Raw genomic sequence first — 15,471 nt, 5'->3', positions numbered from 1 at the left:
TGGTTTATGGGCTCCAACAGGCTGGATTCCAGCGGACAGTCTCAACACATCAACGTGCAACGAAGCAGCACCAGGGGCCGCAAGGCGTGGCTGCGATGGCTTCCGGCCGTCGTGGCTCCGGCGGCCATCGCCTCCGCAGCCCTGGTCGGGTCCCTTCCGGCCGGTGCCAGCAACCCTCTCCCCGCCAAGACGCCCGCCCAGGTCCTCGAGCTGGCCGCCAGCCACCGAGGGGGCACATTCTCGGGCACGGTGGAACAGTCGGCCGACCTGGGGCTGCCGGAACTTCCGGCCGCCGGGAAACCATCCGGTTCCGCGTCCGGTCCTGCGTCCGCCGGCAGTGTCGCTTCGGTGATTGAGCTCCTGACGGGCAACCACACCGCGCATATCTACGTGGACGGCAAAGACAACGCCCGTGTACAGGTGATGGACCAACTGGCCGAACGGGACGTGGTTCGCCACGGAAACGATGTCTGGTTCTACTCCTCAAAGGACAACACGGCAGCCCATCTGGCCCTGCCCCAGCGCGCCCAGGGCCCTGCCCCCACAACGGACCCCGCGCCTCCAAACGACCCGCACGGGTCACCCGGCATGCACACTCCCGCTGAACTGGCCCAGCAGTTCCTGTCGAAGGTGGACCCGAGTACCGCCGTTTCCGTTGGCCCCGATGTATCCGTTGCGGGGCGTGCCGCCTACAACCTGCTGCTTGAGCCCCGCACGGACGGGACCTTGGTGGGCAAGGTGGCCATCGCCGTCGACGGTGAGAGCGGGATGACTTTGTCCGTCCAGGTGACCGCTCGCGGCGCCGACAAGCCTGCGTTCGCTTCCGGGTTCACCAGCCTCTCGCTCGACGCGCCGGACCCGTCAGTCTTCAGCTTCAGCCCGCCCCCGGGCAGCACGGTGAAGGAGATCCCGGTCCCGGAGAATCCCCATGATCCCGCAAAGTCCCATGATCCTGCCGATGCCCATGGCCCGGGTGCCATGCACGGCGGCGCCAAGGGGAATGTTGCCGTCACCGGTACCGGCTGGGAGACGGTGGTGGGAACGTCGGCTGGCTCGGCTGCGGCGGCCGAACCACTGCTCCAGGACCCGTTGCTGTCCCAGGCCGCCATCGCCGTACCCGGCGGCCGGCTGCTCTCCACCGCGCTGCTGAACATCCTGGTGACCGACGACGGCCGGATATTCGCTGGAATGGTGCCGCCCGAGGGGCTGCAGGCCGCAGCAGCAGCGCGGTAGGCGTTGGACGGACGGGGGAGTGGCGGCCGGGCCGGAGCAGGCCAGGTGACTTCGGGGCTGGCGATTGAGACCCGGGGCCTCAGCAAGCACTTTGGCCAGCAGGCCGCCGTCGACCACGTGGACCTGGCTGTCCCGCACGGGACGGTCTTCGGATTCCTGGGGCCCAACGGGTCCGGGAAGACCACCACCATCCGGATGCTGCTGGGACTGGCTGCCGCGTCTGCAGGCACCGTGACGCTGCTGGGCCAGGAGATGCCGGACAAACTCCACGAGGTGTTGCCGCGCGTCGGCGCCCTGGTGGAGGGCCCCGCGTTCTACCCCTTTTTGTCCGGCGCCGCCAACCTCCACCGGCTCGATTCCGCCAGCCCGCACACTGTGCCTGCCACGCGCAGGGCCCGCGTGCAGCAGGCCCTGCAGCGTGTAGGCCTGGAACACGCCGCAGGGAAGCGCGTGCATGCGTACTCCCTGGGCATGAAGCAGCGGCTGGGCATCGCCAACGCACTGCTCTCGCCCCGGGACCTCCTGGTCCTGGACGAGCCCACCAACGGCCTGGATCCGCAGGGGACCCGCGAAGTCCGCAACCTGGTGCGCTCGCTGGCGCACCAGGGCACCACTGTCTTTGTCTCCAGCCATCTTCTGGCCGAGGTGGACCAGATGTGCACCCACGCTGCGGTCATGAGCGCCGGCAAGCTCGTGGCGCAGGGGCCGCTGGCCGAGCTGCGCCAGGCCGGAAGCACGCGCCTGCGGCTGGTAACACCCGACGGCGGTGCGGCGCGGCAGATCCTGGCGGGGCTGGGGCTGGTGCCCGGGCTGGGGGACGCCGAGGCGGAGCCTGCACGTTCGGGCCGTCCAGGCCCGCAGGGGCCGGAACCACGGCGCACCCAGCCGGACGGGGAGACCATCGTTGCGGCGTTGGATGCGAGCCTGCAACCGGCCGTGCTGCCGGAGGACGTCGTGGTGCGCCTGGTCCACGCGGGGGTCCGTGTCCGGGGCTTCGCCGTCGAACGTGAAAGCCTTGAGGACCGCTTTGTTGCCCTGACCGGGGAAGGATTCGACGTTGCCCAGTAGTGTTCCCGCGGATCTTCCGGAGGCTGCCGGAACAGCCCGGCCGGCCGCAGTGCCGCGCAGTTCCGGGCTGTCCCTGTTGGGGTCGGAGTTCAAGGTCCTTTTCGGGCGGCGGCGGACCTGGGCCTTGCTCCTGGCGCTCGCCGCCATCCCCGTACTCATTGCCGTGGCCGTGAAGGTTTCCTCCAGGGTCCCGCCGGGGCGGGGCCCTGCATTCCTCGACCGGATCACCCAGAACGGCCTGTTTGTGGCTTTCACCGCCATGCTGGTCTCGGTCCCGCTGTTCATGCCGCTCGCGGTGGGGGTGGTGGCCGGCGATACGATCGCCGGAGAGGCCAACCTGGGCACCCTCCGGTACCTGCTGGTGGCGCCGGCCGGGCGGGTGAGGCTCCTCCTGGTGAAGTACGCGGGGGCACTGGCCTTCTGCATCGCGGCTCCGTTGACCGTTGGCCTGGCAGGTGCGGCCATTGGGGCTGCGTTGTTCCCCGTAGGCCCGGTGACCCTGCTCTCCGGAGGGGTAGTGCAGCCTGGCGAAGCCTTCCTGCGGATACTGCTGATCGCCGCCTACCTGGCTCTGTCCCTTGCCGGGCTCTCGGCAATCGGGCTGTTCCTGTCCACGCTGACCGTTGTTCCGGTGGGGGCCATGGCCGCCACGGTGGTGGTGTCTGTGGTGTCCGAGGTCCTGGACCAGCTTCCCCAGCTGGAGTGGCTGCACCCGTGGCTCTTCAGCCATTACTGGCTGGGTTTCGCCGACATGCTGCGCCAGCCACTGGTGTGGGACTCGTTCGGCAGCAACGCCCTGCTCCAGGCCGGCTACGTGGCGGTGTTCGGGGCGCTCGCGTATGGCAGGTTCGTCACCAAGGACATTCTGAGCTGACGACGGCGGCCGGAGCCTTCAGGAGATGCAGCCCCAGGTAGCAGCTCAGTAGCGGGCCGCGTACGGATACAGGTCCATGCCCACCATCGAACTGATCGTGGAAACGGTGATGCCCTCCTGGGGGTTCAGCGCCTGGACCACTCGGCCGTTCCCCAGGTAGATGGCCACGTGGTAGAAGTTCGGGGCGGAACCCCAGACCAGCAGGTCACCCCGGCGGGCCTGCGAAATCGGAACGTGGACGGGGGCTGCCGCGTACTGCTGGGACGCGGTGCGCGGAAGGTACGTACCGGCCGCGGCGAAGGCATTCTGCACCAGGCCCGAGCAGTCGAAACCATACGGCCCCGTGCCACCCCATTGATAGAAGTACGGTGCGCCCACCTTGCCCAAGGCGACGGAGATCGCTGCCTCGTACGTGCCCGAGCCGGCGGGAGGCGCAGGCGCGGGGGCAGGGGCCGGTGCGGCGGGGGCAGGTGCGGGTGCCGGGGCAACCGGAGCAGGGGCCGGAGCAGCGGGTGCCGGGGCGGCCGGGGCAGGTGCCGGGGCGGCAGGGGCAGGTGCTGCTGCAACGGGGGCCGGTGCCGCCGGCGCGGGGGCTGCCGGGGCTGGCGCGGCGGGAGCGGGAGCCGCAGGGGCAGCCACCTGTCCGCCGCCGTTCTGTCCTGCACCGTCCTGGCGGCCGGCTTGGTCGTTGGCTGCCTTGTCCTGTGCTGCTTTATCGGCCGCTGCTTTGTCGGCGGCAGCGGACAAAGCAGCAAGGCGTGCCTCTTCGCGCTGCCGGTCAAGGGCATCCACCCGCGCGGATTCGAGCGCCACTGTGGTGTTGCGGAGCTGGGCCAGCTGGTCCACCAGGACGGTCCTCTGTGCCTTGGCATCGGCGACTGCCTTTGCCTGCGCGGCGTTGGCCTGCTCCGCCTGGGACCTCCGTTGCTCGGCGGTCTTGGCGGCGTCGTCAGCAGCCTTGGTGGCATCATCCGCGGCTGCGGTCAGGGACTGGTAGGCGGTGGCTGCGCTGTCCGCGGCTTCGAACGCGCGGCTGCGGCTGGCGGATAGGGCCTCAAGGGTGGCGGCCTGCTGGAGGCTGTCGCTGCCGCTGGCCAGGGTTCCGAGGGTGGGGTTCAAGCCGCCGTTGCGGTACAGGTCGCCGGCGAGCTGCCCCACCTGCTTCCGGGTCCTGTCCTGCTGGTCGCGGGCGGACGATGCTTTGGCGGCGGCAACGGAAGCCGCTTCAGTCCGCTGCTGCAGTTCCACGAGCGCTTCACTGTAGGAATTGTTGGCCTGCATGGCCACCGCGAACGCCGCCTGCTGGGCAGTTGACGCATCCGCCAGAATCCGCTCGATCGCCGTGACCTGGTCTGCCGTCGCGGACTCACTTGCCTTTGCGGCGGCGATGTCCTCCGGGGACGGGATCTCCGGTGATGCGGGACGGACCGTAAGTGCGGATGGTGCCGGCGCCGCCAGCGCGGGCGGGGCCACAGAGGCAAAGAGTACGACGGCGGCGCACAGCGCAGCGGTCCTGCGGCCGGATCCGGGTATAGCCATCTGCAGAGACCTCGCAACGGTAAGGCTGGGAGTGAGGTTCTGGATGCGGCACGACGGTGCCCCTCAGCTGCTCGCCAGCAGTCCGAGGTTACGTGACGATATGCACATTGGCAACAGCAGTCACATGAATAACATAAACCACAAAGATGTCATTCTCCACGGAATTCACCACGGTGTGTCGGGGTCAGGCGTGCTGGTGTTCCTCGTGTTCTGAGTGGCTGGCGGGCTCCAGCTGGAAGGTGCAGTGGTCGGTATCGAAGTGGGAGCCCAGGCAGGTGATGAGCTTGTCCAGCAACTGGTCGGCGCCCCGGGCGTTCAGCACCCCATCCTCCACCACCACGTGCGCTGAGAAGACGGGGACGCCGGAGGTGATGGTCCAGATGTGGATGTCGTGGACGTCGGTCACACCGGCTACCGACAGGATGTGCTCGCGGATCATCTGGACTTCCACTCCCTTCGGGCTGGCCTCCAGCAGGACGTCCACCACGTCGCGCAGCAGGCTCCAGGCGCGGGGGAGGATCATCAGCGCGATAAGGACGGATGCGATGGTGTCTGCTGCCTGGAAGCCGGTGGCCAGGATCACTATGGCGGCGATGATGACGGCCACCGAGCCCAGGAGGTCGCCCAGCACCTCCAAGTAGGCGCCGCGGATGTTCAGGCTCTCCTCCTGCCCACCACGCAGGACCAGCAGCGATACCAGGTTTGCCACGGCGCCGAGGATTGCGGCGAACAGCATGATGTCCGTCTGCACCTCGGGGGGTGCGCCAAACCGGCGAATGGCCTCCGTGAAAATCACCACGGAGATCACGATCAGGATCAGCGCATTCGCCAACGCCGCGAGCACCTCTGCCCGCTGGTAGCCGTAAGTCCGCTGGTCGCTCGCCGGGCGGCCGGCGATCCAGGCGGCAAGCAGGGCGATGGTGACACCGGCCGCGTCGGAGAGCATATGCCCTGCGTCCGCCAGCAGGGACAGCGACCCGGACAGGGCCGCGCCGACGATCTGGATGACCACAACGCCGAGCGTGATCCCCAGGACCGCCACCAGCCGTTTCCGGTGCCGCCCGGTGGCAGTGATCCCGTGGCCGTGGTTGTGGTCGTGTCCCATGCCTACAAGGCTAGCCCCAGCCCAGCTCGTGCAGCCGGTCATCGGAAATCCCAAAGTGGTGGGCGATCTCATGGACCACGGTGACGGCCACTTCGTGGATCACCTCGTCCCGGGAGGCGCAGATTTTCAGGATGGGTTCGCGGAAGATGGTGATCCGGTCCGGGAGCGAGCCGGCGTCCCACCATGAATCGCGTTCGGTCAAGGGGACGCCTTCGTACAGCCCCAGCAGCACGGTGTCCGGGTCTTCCCCTGGGCCCGGCACGTAATCGTCGTCGATGAAGACTGCCACGTTATCCATGGCCCGGGCCAGCCGGTCCGGAATGCTGTCCAGGGCATCCTGGACGGCTGCTTCGAATTCGTCAGAAGACATGGTGAAACCTGACGGTTCATGCGGCCCTTCGGGAATGATGGGCAGTCCCGGCGGAAGGCTGGCTGGCATACCCCGACTCTAGCCCGCCGCCCGGCCCGTCCCGATGCGGGAGGGGCGCGTCCTGCGCCGGGTCAGTCCCACTCCCACCAGGCAGACCAGCCCGCCCACCAGTCCCCAGGCTGTGGGGATCTCCCCGAGCAGCAGCCAGGAGATGAGCACCGTGGTCCCGGGCACCAGGTAGGTCGTGGCAGCCAGTTTCCCGGCTTCCACCAGCGAGAGCGCGTATGCCCAGGTTGTGAAGGCGATTGCAGTGGGAAACACGCCAAGGTACACCAGCGCCCAGGTGGCCTCCGGAGGGGCGGCCCGGACTTCGGACGCCAGTTGCCCGGCGAAAGGCAGGCAGCACACCGCGCCAACGATGATGCCGAACCAGGTTGCCTGCGCCGCCGGGAACTTCCGCACCACCGGCTTCTGGATGATGACGCTGACTGCGGCGAGCACCGCTGCAAGGAGGCAAAGCGCCACGCCCGCCAGGTCCGTCGTCGAACTTTCCCCGGCGCTGCGCGGCTGTCCGGAACCCAGGGCGATCAGTGCAACTCCCGTGAACGCCACCGTGCTGCCGATGAGCAGCCAGCGGGGAAAACCCTCTTTGAGGAAGATGCCGGCCAGGATGGCCACCAGGATCGGGTTGACGTTGATCAGCAGGGCGCTGGTGCCGGCGTCAAGGATGTGTTCGGCGGCGTTCAGGGCTACGTTGTAGCCGCCGAACCACATCACGCCATAGGCGAGGATGGGCAGCCATTCGCGCCCCCTGGGCAGCATCCGGCTCCTGAGCAGTTGCGGCACCACCAGGAAAGCGAGGACGACGGCGGCGACCGCCAGCCTGCCGAGCGTCAGGGATCCGGGGGAGAAGTGCGGCCCGATAGCGCGGATGCCGACGAACGCGGAGGCCCACAGCACCACGGTAACCACCATGGCCGCCACGCCGAGAGCCTTCACTGGCATGGGCGCTGCAGCGGGGGAAACCAGGGGCTGGCGGGCGGGACTGGTGGAAGGCATGAATCAAATGTACGGCTGCTGCAGGCACCGGACTGGCGGAAATCGGCCGTGTGGGTGACCCCGGGCCAGGCAGAAGCTGGCAGACGCCGTCGAGTAGCGGGGTTCAGCTTCGCTGGCGGTCCGAGGAGGGCCTAGCTCCGCGAAGCCCAGGCGAGCAGCTTGTCCACCGGCCACGTGGTAATGATCCGGTCTGCCGGAACGTTGTTGCGGGCCGCCCGTTCGGCACCGTACTGCAGGAAATCCAGCTGGCCGGGGGCGTGGGCATCGCTGTCAATCGAGAACAGGCACCCGGCTTCCAGGGCCAGCTGGATCAGGGCATCCGGCGGGTCCTGCCGCTCGGGACGGGAATTGATCTCCACGGCGACGCTGTGCTCTGCGCAGGCGGCAAACACTTCCTTGGCATCGAATTCCGACGGCGGCCTGGTCCCGCGCGAGCCTTCCACCAGCCGGCCGGTGCAGTGGCCCAGGACGTTGGTCTGCGGGGCCGTAACGCCCCCGAGCATCCTCGCCGTCATGGTCTTCCGGTCTGCCCGGAGTTTTGAATGGACGCTGGCCACCACGATGTCCAGCCTGTCCAGCAGTTCCGGTTCCTGGTCCAGCTCGCCGGATTCCAGGATGTCCACCTCGATGCCGGCCAGGAGCCGGGTGGGTCCGTCCTTGCCGTTGATGCCCGCCACCACGTCCAGCTGGTCCCGCAGGCGTTCGGGCGAGAGGCCGTTGGCGATGGTGAGGTTGGGGGAGTGGTCTGTCAGGGCCACATACTCCCTGCCCAGCACCTCCGCGGCCGCCACCATCAGCTCGATGGGGGAGCCGCCGTCGGACCACTCACTGTGGCTGTGAAGGTCCCCGCGCAGGGCCCTGCCGATCTCTGCACCGCCGGATGCAAGCGGCTCGGCGCCCTTCTCCCGAAGGTCTGCCAGATACTCGGGGACCTGGCCGTCCACCGCCTGCCGGATCACCGTGAAGGTCCGGTCCCCGATCCCCTTCGTGGATTTGAGCCGCCCGTTCCGGGCCCGCGCTGCCACTTCCTCCGGGCCGAGCGCGCTGATGGCGGCGGCTGCCTTCCGGAAGGCCTGGACCTTGAACGTGGCCGCGCGTCCGCGCTCCAGCCAAAAAGCGATCTCGTTGAGCGCATCGACGGCATCCATCCGTCCATCTTGACCCGTCCAGGGCCCAAACGGCGGGGTTTTCCGCCGATTTTGGAATATTCCGGGTTAGCCCCTATAGTTTTAGAGTCCAGTTCGGAGAAACGCAGAGGACAAAGACGGAAAGCCCCGCTTGACGCCTTTTATTTTGTTCCGAACGGGTTCTGGCCCCCATCGTCTAGCGGCCTAGGACACCGCCCTTTCACGGCGGCGGCACGGGTTCGAATCCCGTTGGGGGTACGCAAGGAACTGGTCAAGCAGGCTAAAAAAGTCTGGTAGGCTGGAAGCCTTGAAAAAAGCGGTAGAGATACTGCAAAGCAAGAAACGCAAGGCCCTGTAGCGCAGTTGGTTAGCGCGCCGCCCTGTCACGGCGGAGGTCGCGGGTTCAAGTCCCGTCAGGGTCGCTCTGATTGTTGGAAGAAATTCCGGCTGTCATGGTGACTAGTCACCTAGGCTCTGTAGCTCAGTTGGTAGAGCGTTCGACTGAAAATCGAAAGGTCACCGGATCGACGCCGGTCGGAGCCACCACTGGGAAGCATCAGTTCTTCGGAACTGGTGCTTTTCTGCTTTAAGGCTCATCCGGTTTCCGGGCCCCATAACCCTCCAGCTTGGTCGCATACCCCTCTACCTTGTTCGCGGATCGCGACGCTGAGGGTCGTGGTACGCGCACAAGCTTCGGAGCTGGTGCGGGTATATGCGTTGGTCCCGTAAACGGGACAGCGGCGGGTCCCGCACTGTGTGGCGCAGACAACATTCCGTCCGGCCTGGGAAAATTATTTGTCTGACTTTTGAAACATTTGACCTGCGCCAAACGGATATGGCACGCGCGCGCATTGGCTGATGTAAGCGCTTGCACTCTACTCGCCGGTAACCCGTTTTGGCGTGTGAAACAGGGTTTGAACTGTCCGTTCCACCCCGTCTACGGTGGAGCGCGGCCGGAGGACAGCATGCTTTCCATCGGCCGGCCAGGCCCTACCCAGGCCTGCCTCCACCCGCAGCACAACGGCGTCCCCGATGACGCCTGAGGTGTCGCCGGGGCCGCGGTTTGTTTCGGGATCATGGGCACACGCCCGCCTTCCACGAAATGTCACAACTCCGCGAGAAGAGCAAGAAATGCACAAGCACCCCCAACCCCGGCTGCTGCGGTGGCGCACTGCGGCCGCAGCGCTGGCGGCGACCCTGGCCGCCTCGGCCTTCCTGGCCGTCCCCGCGGCCCAGGCCAATGAGCCCTCAGATCCGCCCGCCGTCCAGCAGATGCCTGCCCCCACGCCAGGCTTCCCCTTGCCGACGCAGCACACGCAGCAGGCCTTTGACCCGGCGTCGGACTTCACCTCCAAGTGGACCCGCGCAGACGCCAAGCAGATCATGGCGCAGAGCGACTCCACCGTCTCCCCGGGCGCAAACTCCATGAGCCCTGACGTCACCATGCCGGAGATCCCGCAGGACTTCCCCACCATGAATGACGACGTCTGGGTCTGGGACACCTGGTCCCTGACGGACGAAAACGCGAACCAGATCAGCTACAAGGGGTGGGACGTCATCTTCTCCCTGGTCGCCGACCGGCACGCCGGATACGGCTTTGACCAGCGCCACTGGAACGCCCGGATCGGGTACTTCTTCCGCAAGACCAACGCTGATCCCGCCAAGGACAAGTGGAACTACGGCGGGCACCTGTTCCTGGACAACACGTCCATCGGAAACACCGAGTGGTCCGGTTCCACCCGCCTGATGCAGGGCAACCACGTGAACGTCTTCTATACCGCCACCACCTTCTACGATGTGGCGGAGCGGAACGCCGGCGGCGGCGGCATCGCCCCCGACGCCGTCATCGCCAAGGCGTTGGGAAACATCCACGCCGACCAGAACGGGGTTACCTTTGACGGGTTCCAGCACACCAAGCTGCTGGAACCGGACGGAAAGATGTACCAGACCAAGGCGCAGAACGCCGGCTTTGCGTTCCGCGACCCGTACACCTTCCAGGACCCGGCCCATCCCGGCAAGACCTACATGGTGTTCGAAGGCAACACCGCGGAAAACCGCGGCGACTACCAGTGCAAGGCCGAGGACCTGGGCTACCGCCCCGGGGACCCGCACGCAGAAAGCGTCACGGACGTCCAGAACAGCGGCGCGTTCTACCAGACGGCCAACGTTGGGCTGGCGGTCGCGGACAACAAGGATTTGACCAAGTGGTCCTTCCTCCCGCCCATCCTTTCCGGGAACTGCGTGAACGACCAGACCGAGCGCCCGCAGATCTTCATCCAGAATGAAAACGGCAAGAACAAGTACTACCTGTTCACCATCAGCCACCAGTTCACCTACGCGGCAGGGATGCGCGGTCCCGACGGCGTGTACGGGTTCGTGGGCAACGGCATCCGTTCGGACTACCAGCCCATGAACAACAGTGGCCTGGCCCTCGGCTCGCCCACGGACCTGAACCTTCCGTCCGAGTCCCCGGAGGCGCCCACGCCGAACCAGAACGGGCGGCAGTTCCAGGCATACTCGCACTACGTGCAGCCCGGCGGCCTGGTGCAGTCCTTCATCGACAACGTCAACGGAGTCCGTGGCGGTTCCCTCTCGCCGACGGTAAAGATCAACTTCCGCGACGGCGTGTCCCAGGTGGACAGGACGTTCGGCCGGAACGGGCTGGGTCCGTTCGGCTACCTGCCCACCAACGTCAGGGTCGGCGGCGAAGGCCTTTACAAGTAGGCCTGCCCACCGCGGCAGCTTCAAGCAGTACGTGAACCAGGCGGGGAGTCCCACGGCTCCCCGCCTGGTTCCTTTAATAACCGCTTTCCTTCAACACTCCTGGACCCGGTCTGTGCGGCTGCGCCGACGGGTTTCCAGCCCATCTGTCGCAGCCTGGGGATAGGGTGGAACCAACAGAAGGGGGAGTGCCTGATGGAATACCAGAACCCACAACCCGTGGTGCCCAACCGTCCTGCCGCCAGCCCGGCTCCCGGTCCGGGCCGGACAGTTATTTCCGAGACCGCCGTGGCAAAGGTCGCGGGGATCGCTGCCCGCGCGGTTCCCGGCGTCTACGCACTGGGGTCGGGCCCGTCCCGTGCCCTGGGCGCCATCCGCGACGCCGTGGGAAGCTCCGACCACGCCGCGGGTGTCCACGCGGAAGTAGGCGAAACGCAGGTAGCCGTCGATATCACCCTGGTGGCCAGCTACGGAACGCCCCTGCATGCGCTGGCCAACAGCGTCCGTGCCGCCGTTTACCGGGCGGTCGAAGAACTGGTGGGTCTGCAGGTGATCGAGGTGAACGTCGAGATCACCGACGTCTATGTCCCACCCCCGGTCAAGACCGCAGCCCCGGCCGCTTCCGAACGGGAGGCGTTGCTGTGAACCTCACCGTGGCAGGCACGGCCATAGGCGCATTCGTGGCGTTCATGTCGCTGCAGTTCGGTCTTTGGGGCTTCCTGGTTTCCCTTCTCTTCATGGCCATTGGGGCCCTCCTGGGCCGCGCCGCCGAAGGAAAGCTGGACCTGCGCGGCATTTTCGATGCCATCATCGGCCGGCGCTCGTCCTCATGAGTTCGCCCGCGCCCGTTGTGCGTGCGCAGGCGCTCAGCGGCCATAACCGGATTAGTACCCAGGCTTTGACCAGCCTTGCCAAAGCGGCGGCTGCGCAGGCGCTGGGCGTCGACGCCCAGGACATCCGTGCGGACTGGACGGACGACGACGGCCTGCTGGCCTTGTCCCTCGTCGCCCCCATCAGCATCCCGCCGTTACAGGCGGTGGCAGCGGACCGGGCGCGAATCGGCATCGTTGGAGGTTCCATCCGGGACCGCACCGTGAAGGCCAAGGAAAGCATCCTGGCGAAGGTGTCGGAACTCAGCGGTTCACAGGTGAGCCGGGTGGACATCCGCATCAGCGGGGCAAGGATCAGTACAGAAGGGCGGGTACGGTGAGCAGCAGCGTGGAGAGCCGCCGGGCCGGCAGCGGGACCCGGAGAGGCAACGGCCCGGACATGGGCAGGGTGGTCTACCGCGAGACACATTCCGGCAGGGCCGTGGTGTCGGTTGTGGCCGCCGTCCTGGTGCTGGTGCTGGCCGGTTACGGCGTCCTCGAATCCGGGGTGCACGCAGTGGGGCAGCCGGCGTGGCTGGTGGAGCCGCAAGTCGCTGCCCAGCGCATCGTGGACCTTCCCGCCGGGATACCCCCGCTGCTGTTGGCGGCAATCGGCGCCGTGCTCGCGATGCTGGGATTGATCTTCCTGCTTAGTGGGATCCTCCCAGGGAAACGCGCGCGCCACGTGCTGGCCGGCGTACCCGGGGAAGGGCTCCCTGCCGTGGTGGTGGACGACGAGGTCATCGCATCCTCATTGGCCCGCCGCGCGCGCCTCGCCGCCAATGTCACCCCGGACCAGGTCATGGTGGTCGTCTCCCAGCGGCAGGTGCTGGTGAATGTCCGCCCTACCTCCGGCGTCCCGGTAAACCCGGAAAGGGTACTTGAGGCCGTCCGGGATGAGCTGGACCGGATGTTGCTGGAACCGGCACCCATCCCTCGCGTCAATGTGGCGCCATCGGGGGTGATCGGGGCATGAACGGCACCCCGACACTGCTCAACCGCATTTTGCTTACCGTGCTGGGCCTGCTCCTGCTGGGGGCCGGACTCCTCCTGGTGCTGCTGGCCACCGTTCCCTCTGTGGGCGCCTGGTGGCACTCTTGGTCTTCCGGTGCCTGGGGCGGCATCAACCAGTTGTTCGATTCCACCCGGTTCCCGGGCCGGCCGGAAAGCTGGTTGTGGATCGTGGTGGCGCTGGCGCTGCTGGCATTGATGGGGCTCATGGTGGCGTGGATCGCGCAGCAGGGAAAGGGCAAGTCAAACCTCCTGGCACTTGACTACGATCCCGGCGACACTCCCGGCGACGTACGCATCGGTGGCGGGGTGGCAGAACAGGCCCTCCGGCATGCCCTTGAAGGGCGCCCCGACCTCGCCGGTGCAACCGTCACCACCTACGAGGTCCAGGGAACGCCGGCCTTGAAGGTCCGGCTCCTGCCGCGCCAGGGCGTGGCCCCGCATCTGCTGGCCGCCGAGGTCACCGGCCTCGTGGACGCCCTGGAGGCCGTGGTGGGCAAGGAGTTTCCCGTCCTCATCCACATCGGCGCCGGGGCGCGGACACGCTTCAGCAGGGCTGAACGCGTCCGCTGACATGCCGCCGAAGGGCGTCCAGGCGCGCTGCGGTTACCTGCCGCCCATGAGGTACACGGTGGTGTCCACGGGAACCTCCCGCATGCCGGTCCATTCTTCGGCCGGCTCGGGACCGCTGGACAGCACCACGACCAACCCCTCGGGTAAGGGGGCGGAAGCGAATCCCATGTTGGACAGGACCGTGACGCCTCCATTCCGGAACGCCAGCAGGCCGCTGTCCGGCGCGTGTTCAGCCGTCCACTCCACACTGCCGCGGCCCAGCTGTTGTGCCGCACGAAGGGACAGGGCTGCCCGGTACAGCTCAAGGGTTGAGCCTTCCTCGCCGTCCTGAAGGTCGGCGGCCAGGGGCCCGAAGCTTTCCGGTTGGGGGAGCCATGGCTCGCGTGCCTCGCCGGACAACTCACCGGAGAACCCGTACCCGGGTTGGTCCGCAGTCCATGGCAGCGGGACCCGGCAGCCGTCGCGCCCGATTTCGGCACCATGGGTCCGGAAGAATGTTGGGTCCTGCCTCGCCTCATCGGGAAGAGTGGTGTGCTCAGGCAGGCCCAGCTCCTCGCCCTGGTAAAGGTAGGCGGAACCCGGCAGCGCCAGCGCAACCAGCGTGGCCGCGCGGGCCCGCGCCAGGCCCAGCGCCGCGTCGGGCTGCTCGTCGGCGGCCCCGATGCCCTTCGGGAACGTGGTGGGATCCTTGAGGCCGAACCGGGTGGTGTGCCGCACCGTGTCGTGGTTGCTGAGCACCCAGGTGGACGGAGCCCCCACGGATGCTGCCGCCGCCAGGGAGGCGTCGATGGCGTCAGCCATGCGTTCGGCATCCCAGCCTGCCAGGAGGAAGTCGAAGTTGAAGGCCTGCTGCATTTCATCCGGCCGGACATAGCGTGCCAGTCGCTCGGCCGGCTCCACCCATGCTTCAGCCACCATCATGCGGTCCCCGCCGTACTCCGCCAGGACGCGGTGCCAGTCCCGGTAGATGGCGTGGACGCCGTCCTGGTCGAAGAAAGGAGATGGCGGATACATGGGGGACACGGACCGGTGGGGTTCTTCGGCGTCGGTGTGGGCGTGGGGAGCGTCCCCGGGCAGATGGCTCTCCAGGCGGGGAGTGGAGGTTCCCTCCACCATGGCGGCAACACCGTCCCAGTCCGGCAGTCCCGCTTCCTTTACCAGGCCGTGGGCAACGTCCACCCGGAAGCCGTCGGCCCCGCGGTCCAGCCAGAAGCGCAGTACCGAACGCATTTCCTCCTGGACTTCCGGGTTGTCCCAGTTCAGGTCCGGTTGCTTGGTATCGAACAGATGGAGGTACCACTGGCCCGGCGACCCGTCGGCCTCCTGAACCCGGCTCCAGGCCGGCCCGCCGAACACGGATTTCCAGTTGTTGGGGGCCCGGCCACCGTCGCCGGATCCCGGGACCTCGTCCTTGCCGTCCCTGAACATGTATCGGTCCCGCGCAGGGCTCCCCGGGGGTGCCGCCAACGCCTCCCGGAACCAGGCATGCTCGTCAGAGGTGTGGTTCGGAACCAGGTCCACGATGACTTTCAGGCCGCGCCGGTGAGCTTCCTGCAACATGGCGTCGAAATCTTCCAGGGAGCCGAAGAGCGGGTCTACCTGGCGGTAGTCGGCCACGTCGTATCCGCCATCTGCCTGCGGCGACTTGTAGAACGGAGAGAGCCAGATGGCATCCACTCCAAGGGACTCCAGGTAGGAAAGACGGCCCGTGACGCCGCGGAGATCGCCCATGCCATCACCGTTGCCATCTGCAAACGACCGGGGATAAATCTGGTAAACCACGGCGTCCGCCCACCATGCAGAAGGGGTTGGGCCCGGCACCGGAACGGCTGGATCGGTCATTTGGTTCCCCTCTGATAACTTTTTGATGTAAACGCTTGCATTGCAGACAGCAACCTTACTAGTGTGATGGTCACCACATC

At 67.0% G+C, this 15,471-nt stretch carries 15 protein-coding genes and 3 tRNA genes; 12 read left to right on the top strand and 6 right to left on the bottom strand.

All coding sequences use genetic code 11. The annotated features are described in order from the left end of the window. The first annotated feature begins 6 nt into the window (after positions 1-6). The 3 genes from PV772_RS07375 to PV772_RS07365 are packed head-to-tail and all read left to right on the top strand — an operon-like array spanning position 7 to position 3,175. Positions 7-1,233 carry a hypothetical protein gene (locus tag PV772_RS07375; RefSeq protein WP_347885770.1) on the top strand — a complete coding sequence of 409 codons (1,227 nt, stop codon included), beginning with the start codon at positions 7-9 and terminating at the stop codon, positions 1,231-1,233. A gap of 45 nt (positions 1,234-1,278) precedes the next feature. Beyond that, on the top strand, positions 1,279-2,301 hold the full coding sequence (locus tag PV772_RS07370) for an ATP-binding cassette domain-containing protein (RefSeq protein ID WP_246839787.1): 1,023 nt from the start codon (positions 1,279-1,281) through the stop codon (positions 2,299-2,301). Beyond that, positions 2,291-3,175 carry an ABC transporter permease gene (locus PV772_RS07365; protein ID WP_141158344.1) on the top strand — a complete coding sequence of 295 codons (885 nt, stop codon included), beginning with the start codon at positions 2,291-2,293 and terminating at the stop codon, positions 3,173-3,175. The genes PV772_RS07370 and PV772_RS07365 overlap by 11 nt, the downstream gene beginning before the upstream one ends. Before the next feature lie 45 nt (positions 3,176-3,220). On the opposite strand, the gene PV772_RS07360 is transcribed toward PV772_RS07365, so the two are convergent. The 5 genes from PV772_RS07360 to PV772_RS07340 form a co-directional block, all read right to left on the bottom strand. Continuing rightward, on the bottom strand, positions 3,221-4,714 hold the full coding sequence (locus PV772_RS07360; RefSeq protein ID WP_141158343.1) for a C40 family peptidase: 1,494 nt from the start codon (positions 4,712-4,714) through the stop codon (positions 3,221-3,223). 184 nt (positions 4,715-4,898) lie between these two features. Then, positions 4,899-5,819, bottom strand: a complete 921-nt coding sequence (locus PV772_RS07355; RefSeq protein WP_141183180.1) for a cation diffusion facilitator family transporter — start codon at positions 5,817-5,819, stop codon at positions 4,899-4,901. Between the two features lie 10 nt (positions 5,820-5,829). Next, positions 5,830-6,258 carry a metallopeptidase family protein gene (locus PV772_RS07350; RefSeq protein ID WP_347885769.1) on the bottom strand — a complete coding sequence of 143 codons (429 nt, stop codon included), beginning with the start codon at positions 6,256-6,258 and terminating at the stop codon, positions 5,830-5,832. A 9-nt stretch (positions 6,259-6,267) separates the two neighbouring features. Next, positions 6,268-7,194, bottom strand: coding sequence for a DMT family transporter (locus tag PV772_RS07345; RefSeq protein ID WP_347885802.1), 927 nt, complete (start codon positions 7,192-7,194; stop codon positions 6,268-6,270). A 185-nt stretch (positions 7,195-7,379) separates the two neighbouring features. Continuing rightward, positions 7,380-8,396: a PHP domain-containing protein gene (locus tag PV772_RS07340; protein ID WP_141158340.1), complete on the bottom strand. Its 1,017-nt coding sequence runs from the start codon at positions 8,394-8,396 to the stop codon at positions 7,380-7,382. 164 nt (positions 8,397-8,560) lie between these two features. On the opposite strand from PV772_RS07340, the gene PV772_RS07335 reads away from it, so the two are divergent. The 9 genes from PV772_RS07335 to PV772_RS07295 all read left to right on the top strand — a co-directional run bounded on the left by PV772_RS07335 (position 8,561) and on the right by PV772_RS07295 (position 13,549). Continuing rightward, positions 8,561-8,633, top strand: a tRNA-Glu gene (locus PV772_RS07335). A 90-nt stretch (positions 8,634-8,723) separates the two neighbouring features. Further along, positions 8,724-8,797: transfer RNA gene (locus PV772_RS07330), tRNA-Asp, on the top strand. A gap of 48 nt (positions 8,798-8,845) precedes the next feature. Continuing rightward, positions 8,846-8,921: transfer RNA gene (locus tag PV772_RS07325), tRNA-Phe, on the top strand. 585 nt (positions 8,922-9,506) lie between these two features. Next, positions 9,507-11,099, top strand: a complete 1,593-nt coding sequence (locus tag PV772_RS07320) for a glycoside hydrolase family 68 protein (protein ID WP_347885768.1) — start codon at positions 9,507-9,509, stop codon at positions 11,097-11,099. Positions 11,100-11,291: 192 nt separating this feature from the next. Further along, positions 11,292-11,741 carry an Asp23/Gls24 family envelope stress response protein gene (locus PV772_RS07315; RefSeq protein WP_347885767.1) on the top strand — a complete coding sequence of 150 codons (450 nt, stop codon included), beginning with the start codon at positions 11,292-11,294 and terminating at the stop codon, positions 11,739-11,741. Further along, positions 11,738-11,929, top strand: a complete 192-nt coding sequence (locus PV772_RS07310) for a hypothetical protein (RefSeq protein ID WP_141158337.1) — start codon at positions 11,738-11,740, stop codon at positions 11,927-11,929. The genes PV772_RS07315 and PV772_RS07310 overlap by 4 nt, the downstream gene beginning before the upstream one ends. Next, positions 11,926-12,306: a hypothetical protein gene (locus PV772_RS07305; protein WP_141158336.1), complete on the top strand. Its 381-nt coding sequence runs from the start codon at positions 11,926-11,928 to the stop codon at positions 12,304-12,306. The genes PV772_RS07310 and PV772_RS07305 overlap by 4 nt, the downstream gene beginning before the upstream one ends. After that, on the top strand, positions 12,303-12,941 hold the full coding sequence (locus tag PV772_RS07300; RefSeq protein WP_347885766.1) for a hypothetical protein: 639 nt from the start codon (positions 12,303-12,305) through the stop codon (positions 12,939-12,941). Before PV772_RS07305 ends, PV772_RS07300 begins: the two co-directional genes overlap by 4 nt. Further along, the gene (locus PV772_RS07295; protein WP_141158334.1) at positions 12,938-13,549 is read left to right on the top strand and encodes a hypothetical protein; all 612 of its coding nucleotides are present in this window, start codon (positions 12,938-12,940) and stop codon (positions 13,547-13,549) included. Before PV772_RS07300 ends, PV772_RS07295 begins: the two co-directional genes overlap by 4 nt. 33 nt (positions 13,550-13,582) lie before the next feature. On the opposite strand, the gene PV772_RS07290 is transcribed toward PV772_RS07295, so the two are convergent. Then, positions 13,583-15,391: a glycoside hydrolase family 13 protein gene (locus PV772_RS07290; protein ID WP_141158333.1), complete on the bottom strand. Its 1,809-nt coding sequence runs from the start codon at positions 15,389-15,391 to the stop codon at positions 13,583-13,585. Positions 15,392-15,471 lie beyond the last annotated feature (80 nt).

The organism is Pseudarthrobacter sp. CC12 (assembly GCF_039907755.1).
Classification (GTDB): domain Bacteria; phylum Actinomycetota; class Actinomycetes; order Actinomycetales; family Micrococcaceae; genus Arthrobacter; species Arthrobacter niigatensis.
Note: the sequence above shows the minus strand (reverse complement) of the source record. Positions and strands in the feature narration are given on the sequence as shown.

Bases quoted from the DNA above. Each gene is read 5' to 3' on its own strand.
- PV772_RS07375 (WP_347885770.1), top strand. From the start codon at position 7: ATGGGCTCCAACAGGCTGGATTCCAGCGGACAGTCTCAACACATCAAC.
- PV772_RS07360 (WP_141158343.1), bottom strand. From the start codon at position 4,714: ATGGCTATACCCGGATCCGGCCGCAGGACCGCTGCGCTGTGCGCCGCC.
- PV772_RS07355 (WP_141183180.1), bottom strand. From the start codon at position 5,819: ATGGGACACGACCACAACCACGGCCACGGGATCACTGCCACCGGGCGG.
- PV772_RS07350 (WP_347885769.1), bottom strand. From the start codon at position 6,258: ATGCCAGCCAGCCTTCCGCCGGGACTGCCCATCATTCCCGAAGGGCCG.
- PV772_RS07345 (WP_347885802.1), bottom strand. From the start codon at position 7,194: ATGCCAGTGAAGGCTCTCGGCGTGGCGGCCATGGTGGTTACCGTGGTG.
- PV772_RS07340 (WP_141158340.1), bottom strand. From the start codon at position 8,396: ATGGATGCCGTCGATGCGCTCAACGAGATCGCTTTTTGGCTGGAGCGC.
- PV772_RS07320 (WP_347885768.1), top strand. From the start codon at position 9,507: ATGCACAAGCACCCCCAACCCCGGCTGCTGCGGTGGCGCACTGCGGCC.
- PV772_RS07315 (WP_347885767.1), top strand. From the start codon at position 11,292: ATGGAATACCAGAACCCACAACCCGTGGTGCCCAACCGTCCTGCCGCC.
- PV772_RS07305 (WP_141158336.1), top strand. From the start codon at position 11,926: ATGAGTTCGCCCGCGCCCGTTGTGCGTGCGCAGGCGCTCAGCGGCCAT.
- PV772_RS07295 (WP_141158334.1), top strand. From the start codon at position 12,938: ATGAACGGCACCCCGACACTGCTCAACCGCATTTTGCTTACCGTGCTG.
- PV772_RS07290 (WP_141158333.1), bottom strand. From the start codon at position 15,391: ATGACCGATCCAGCCGTTCCGGTGCCGGGCCCAACCCCTTCTGCATGG.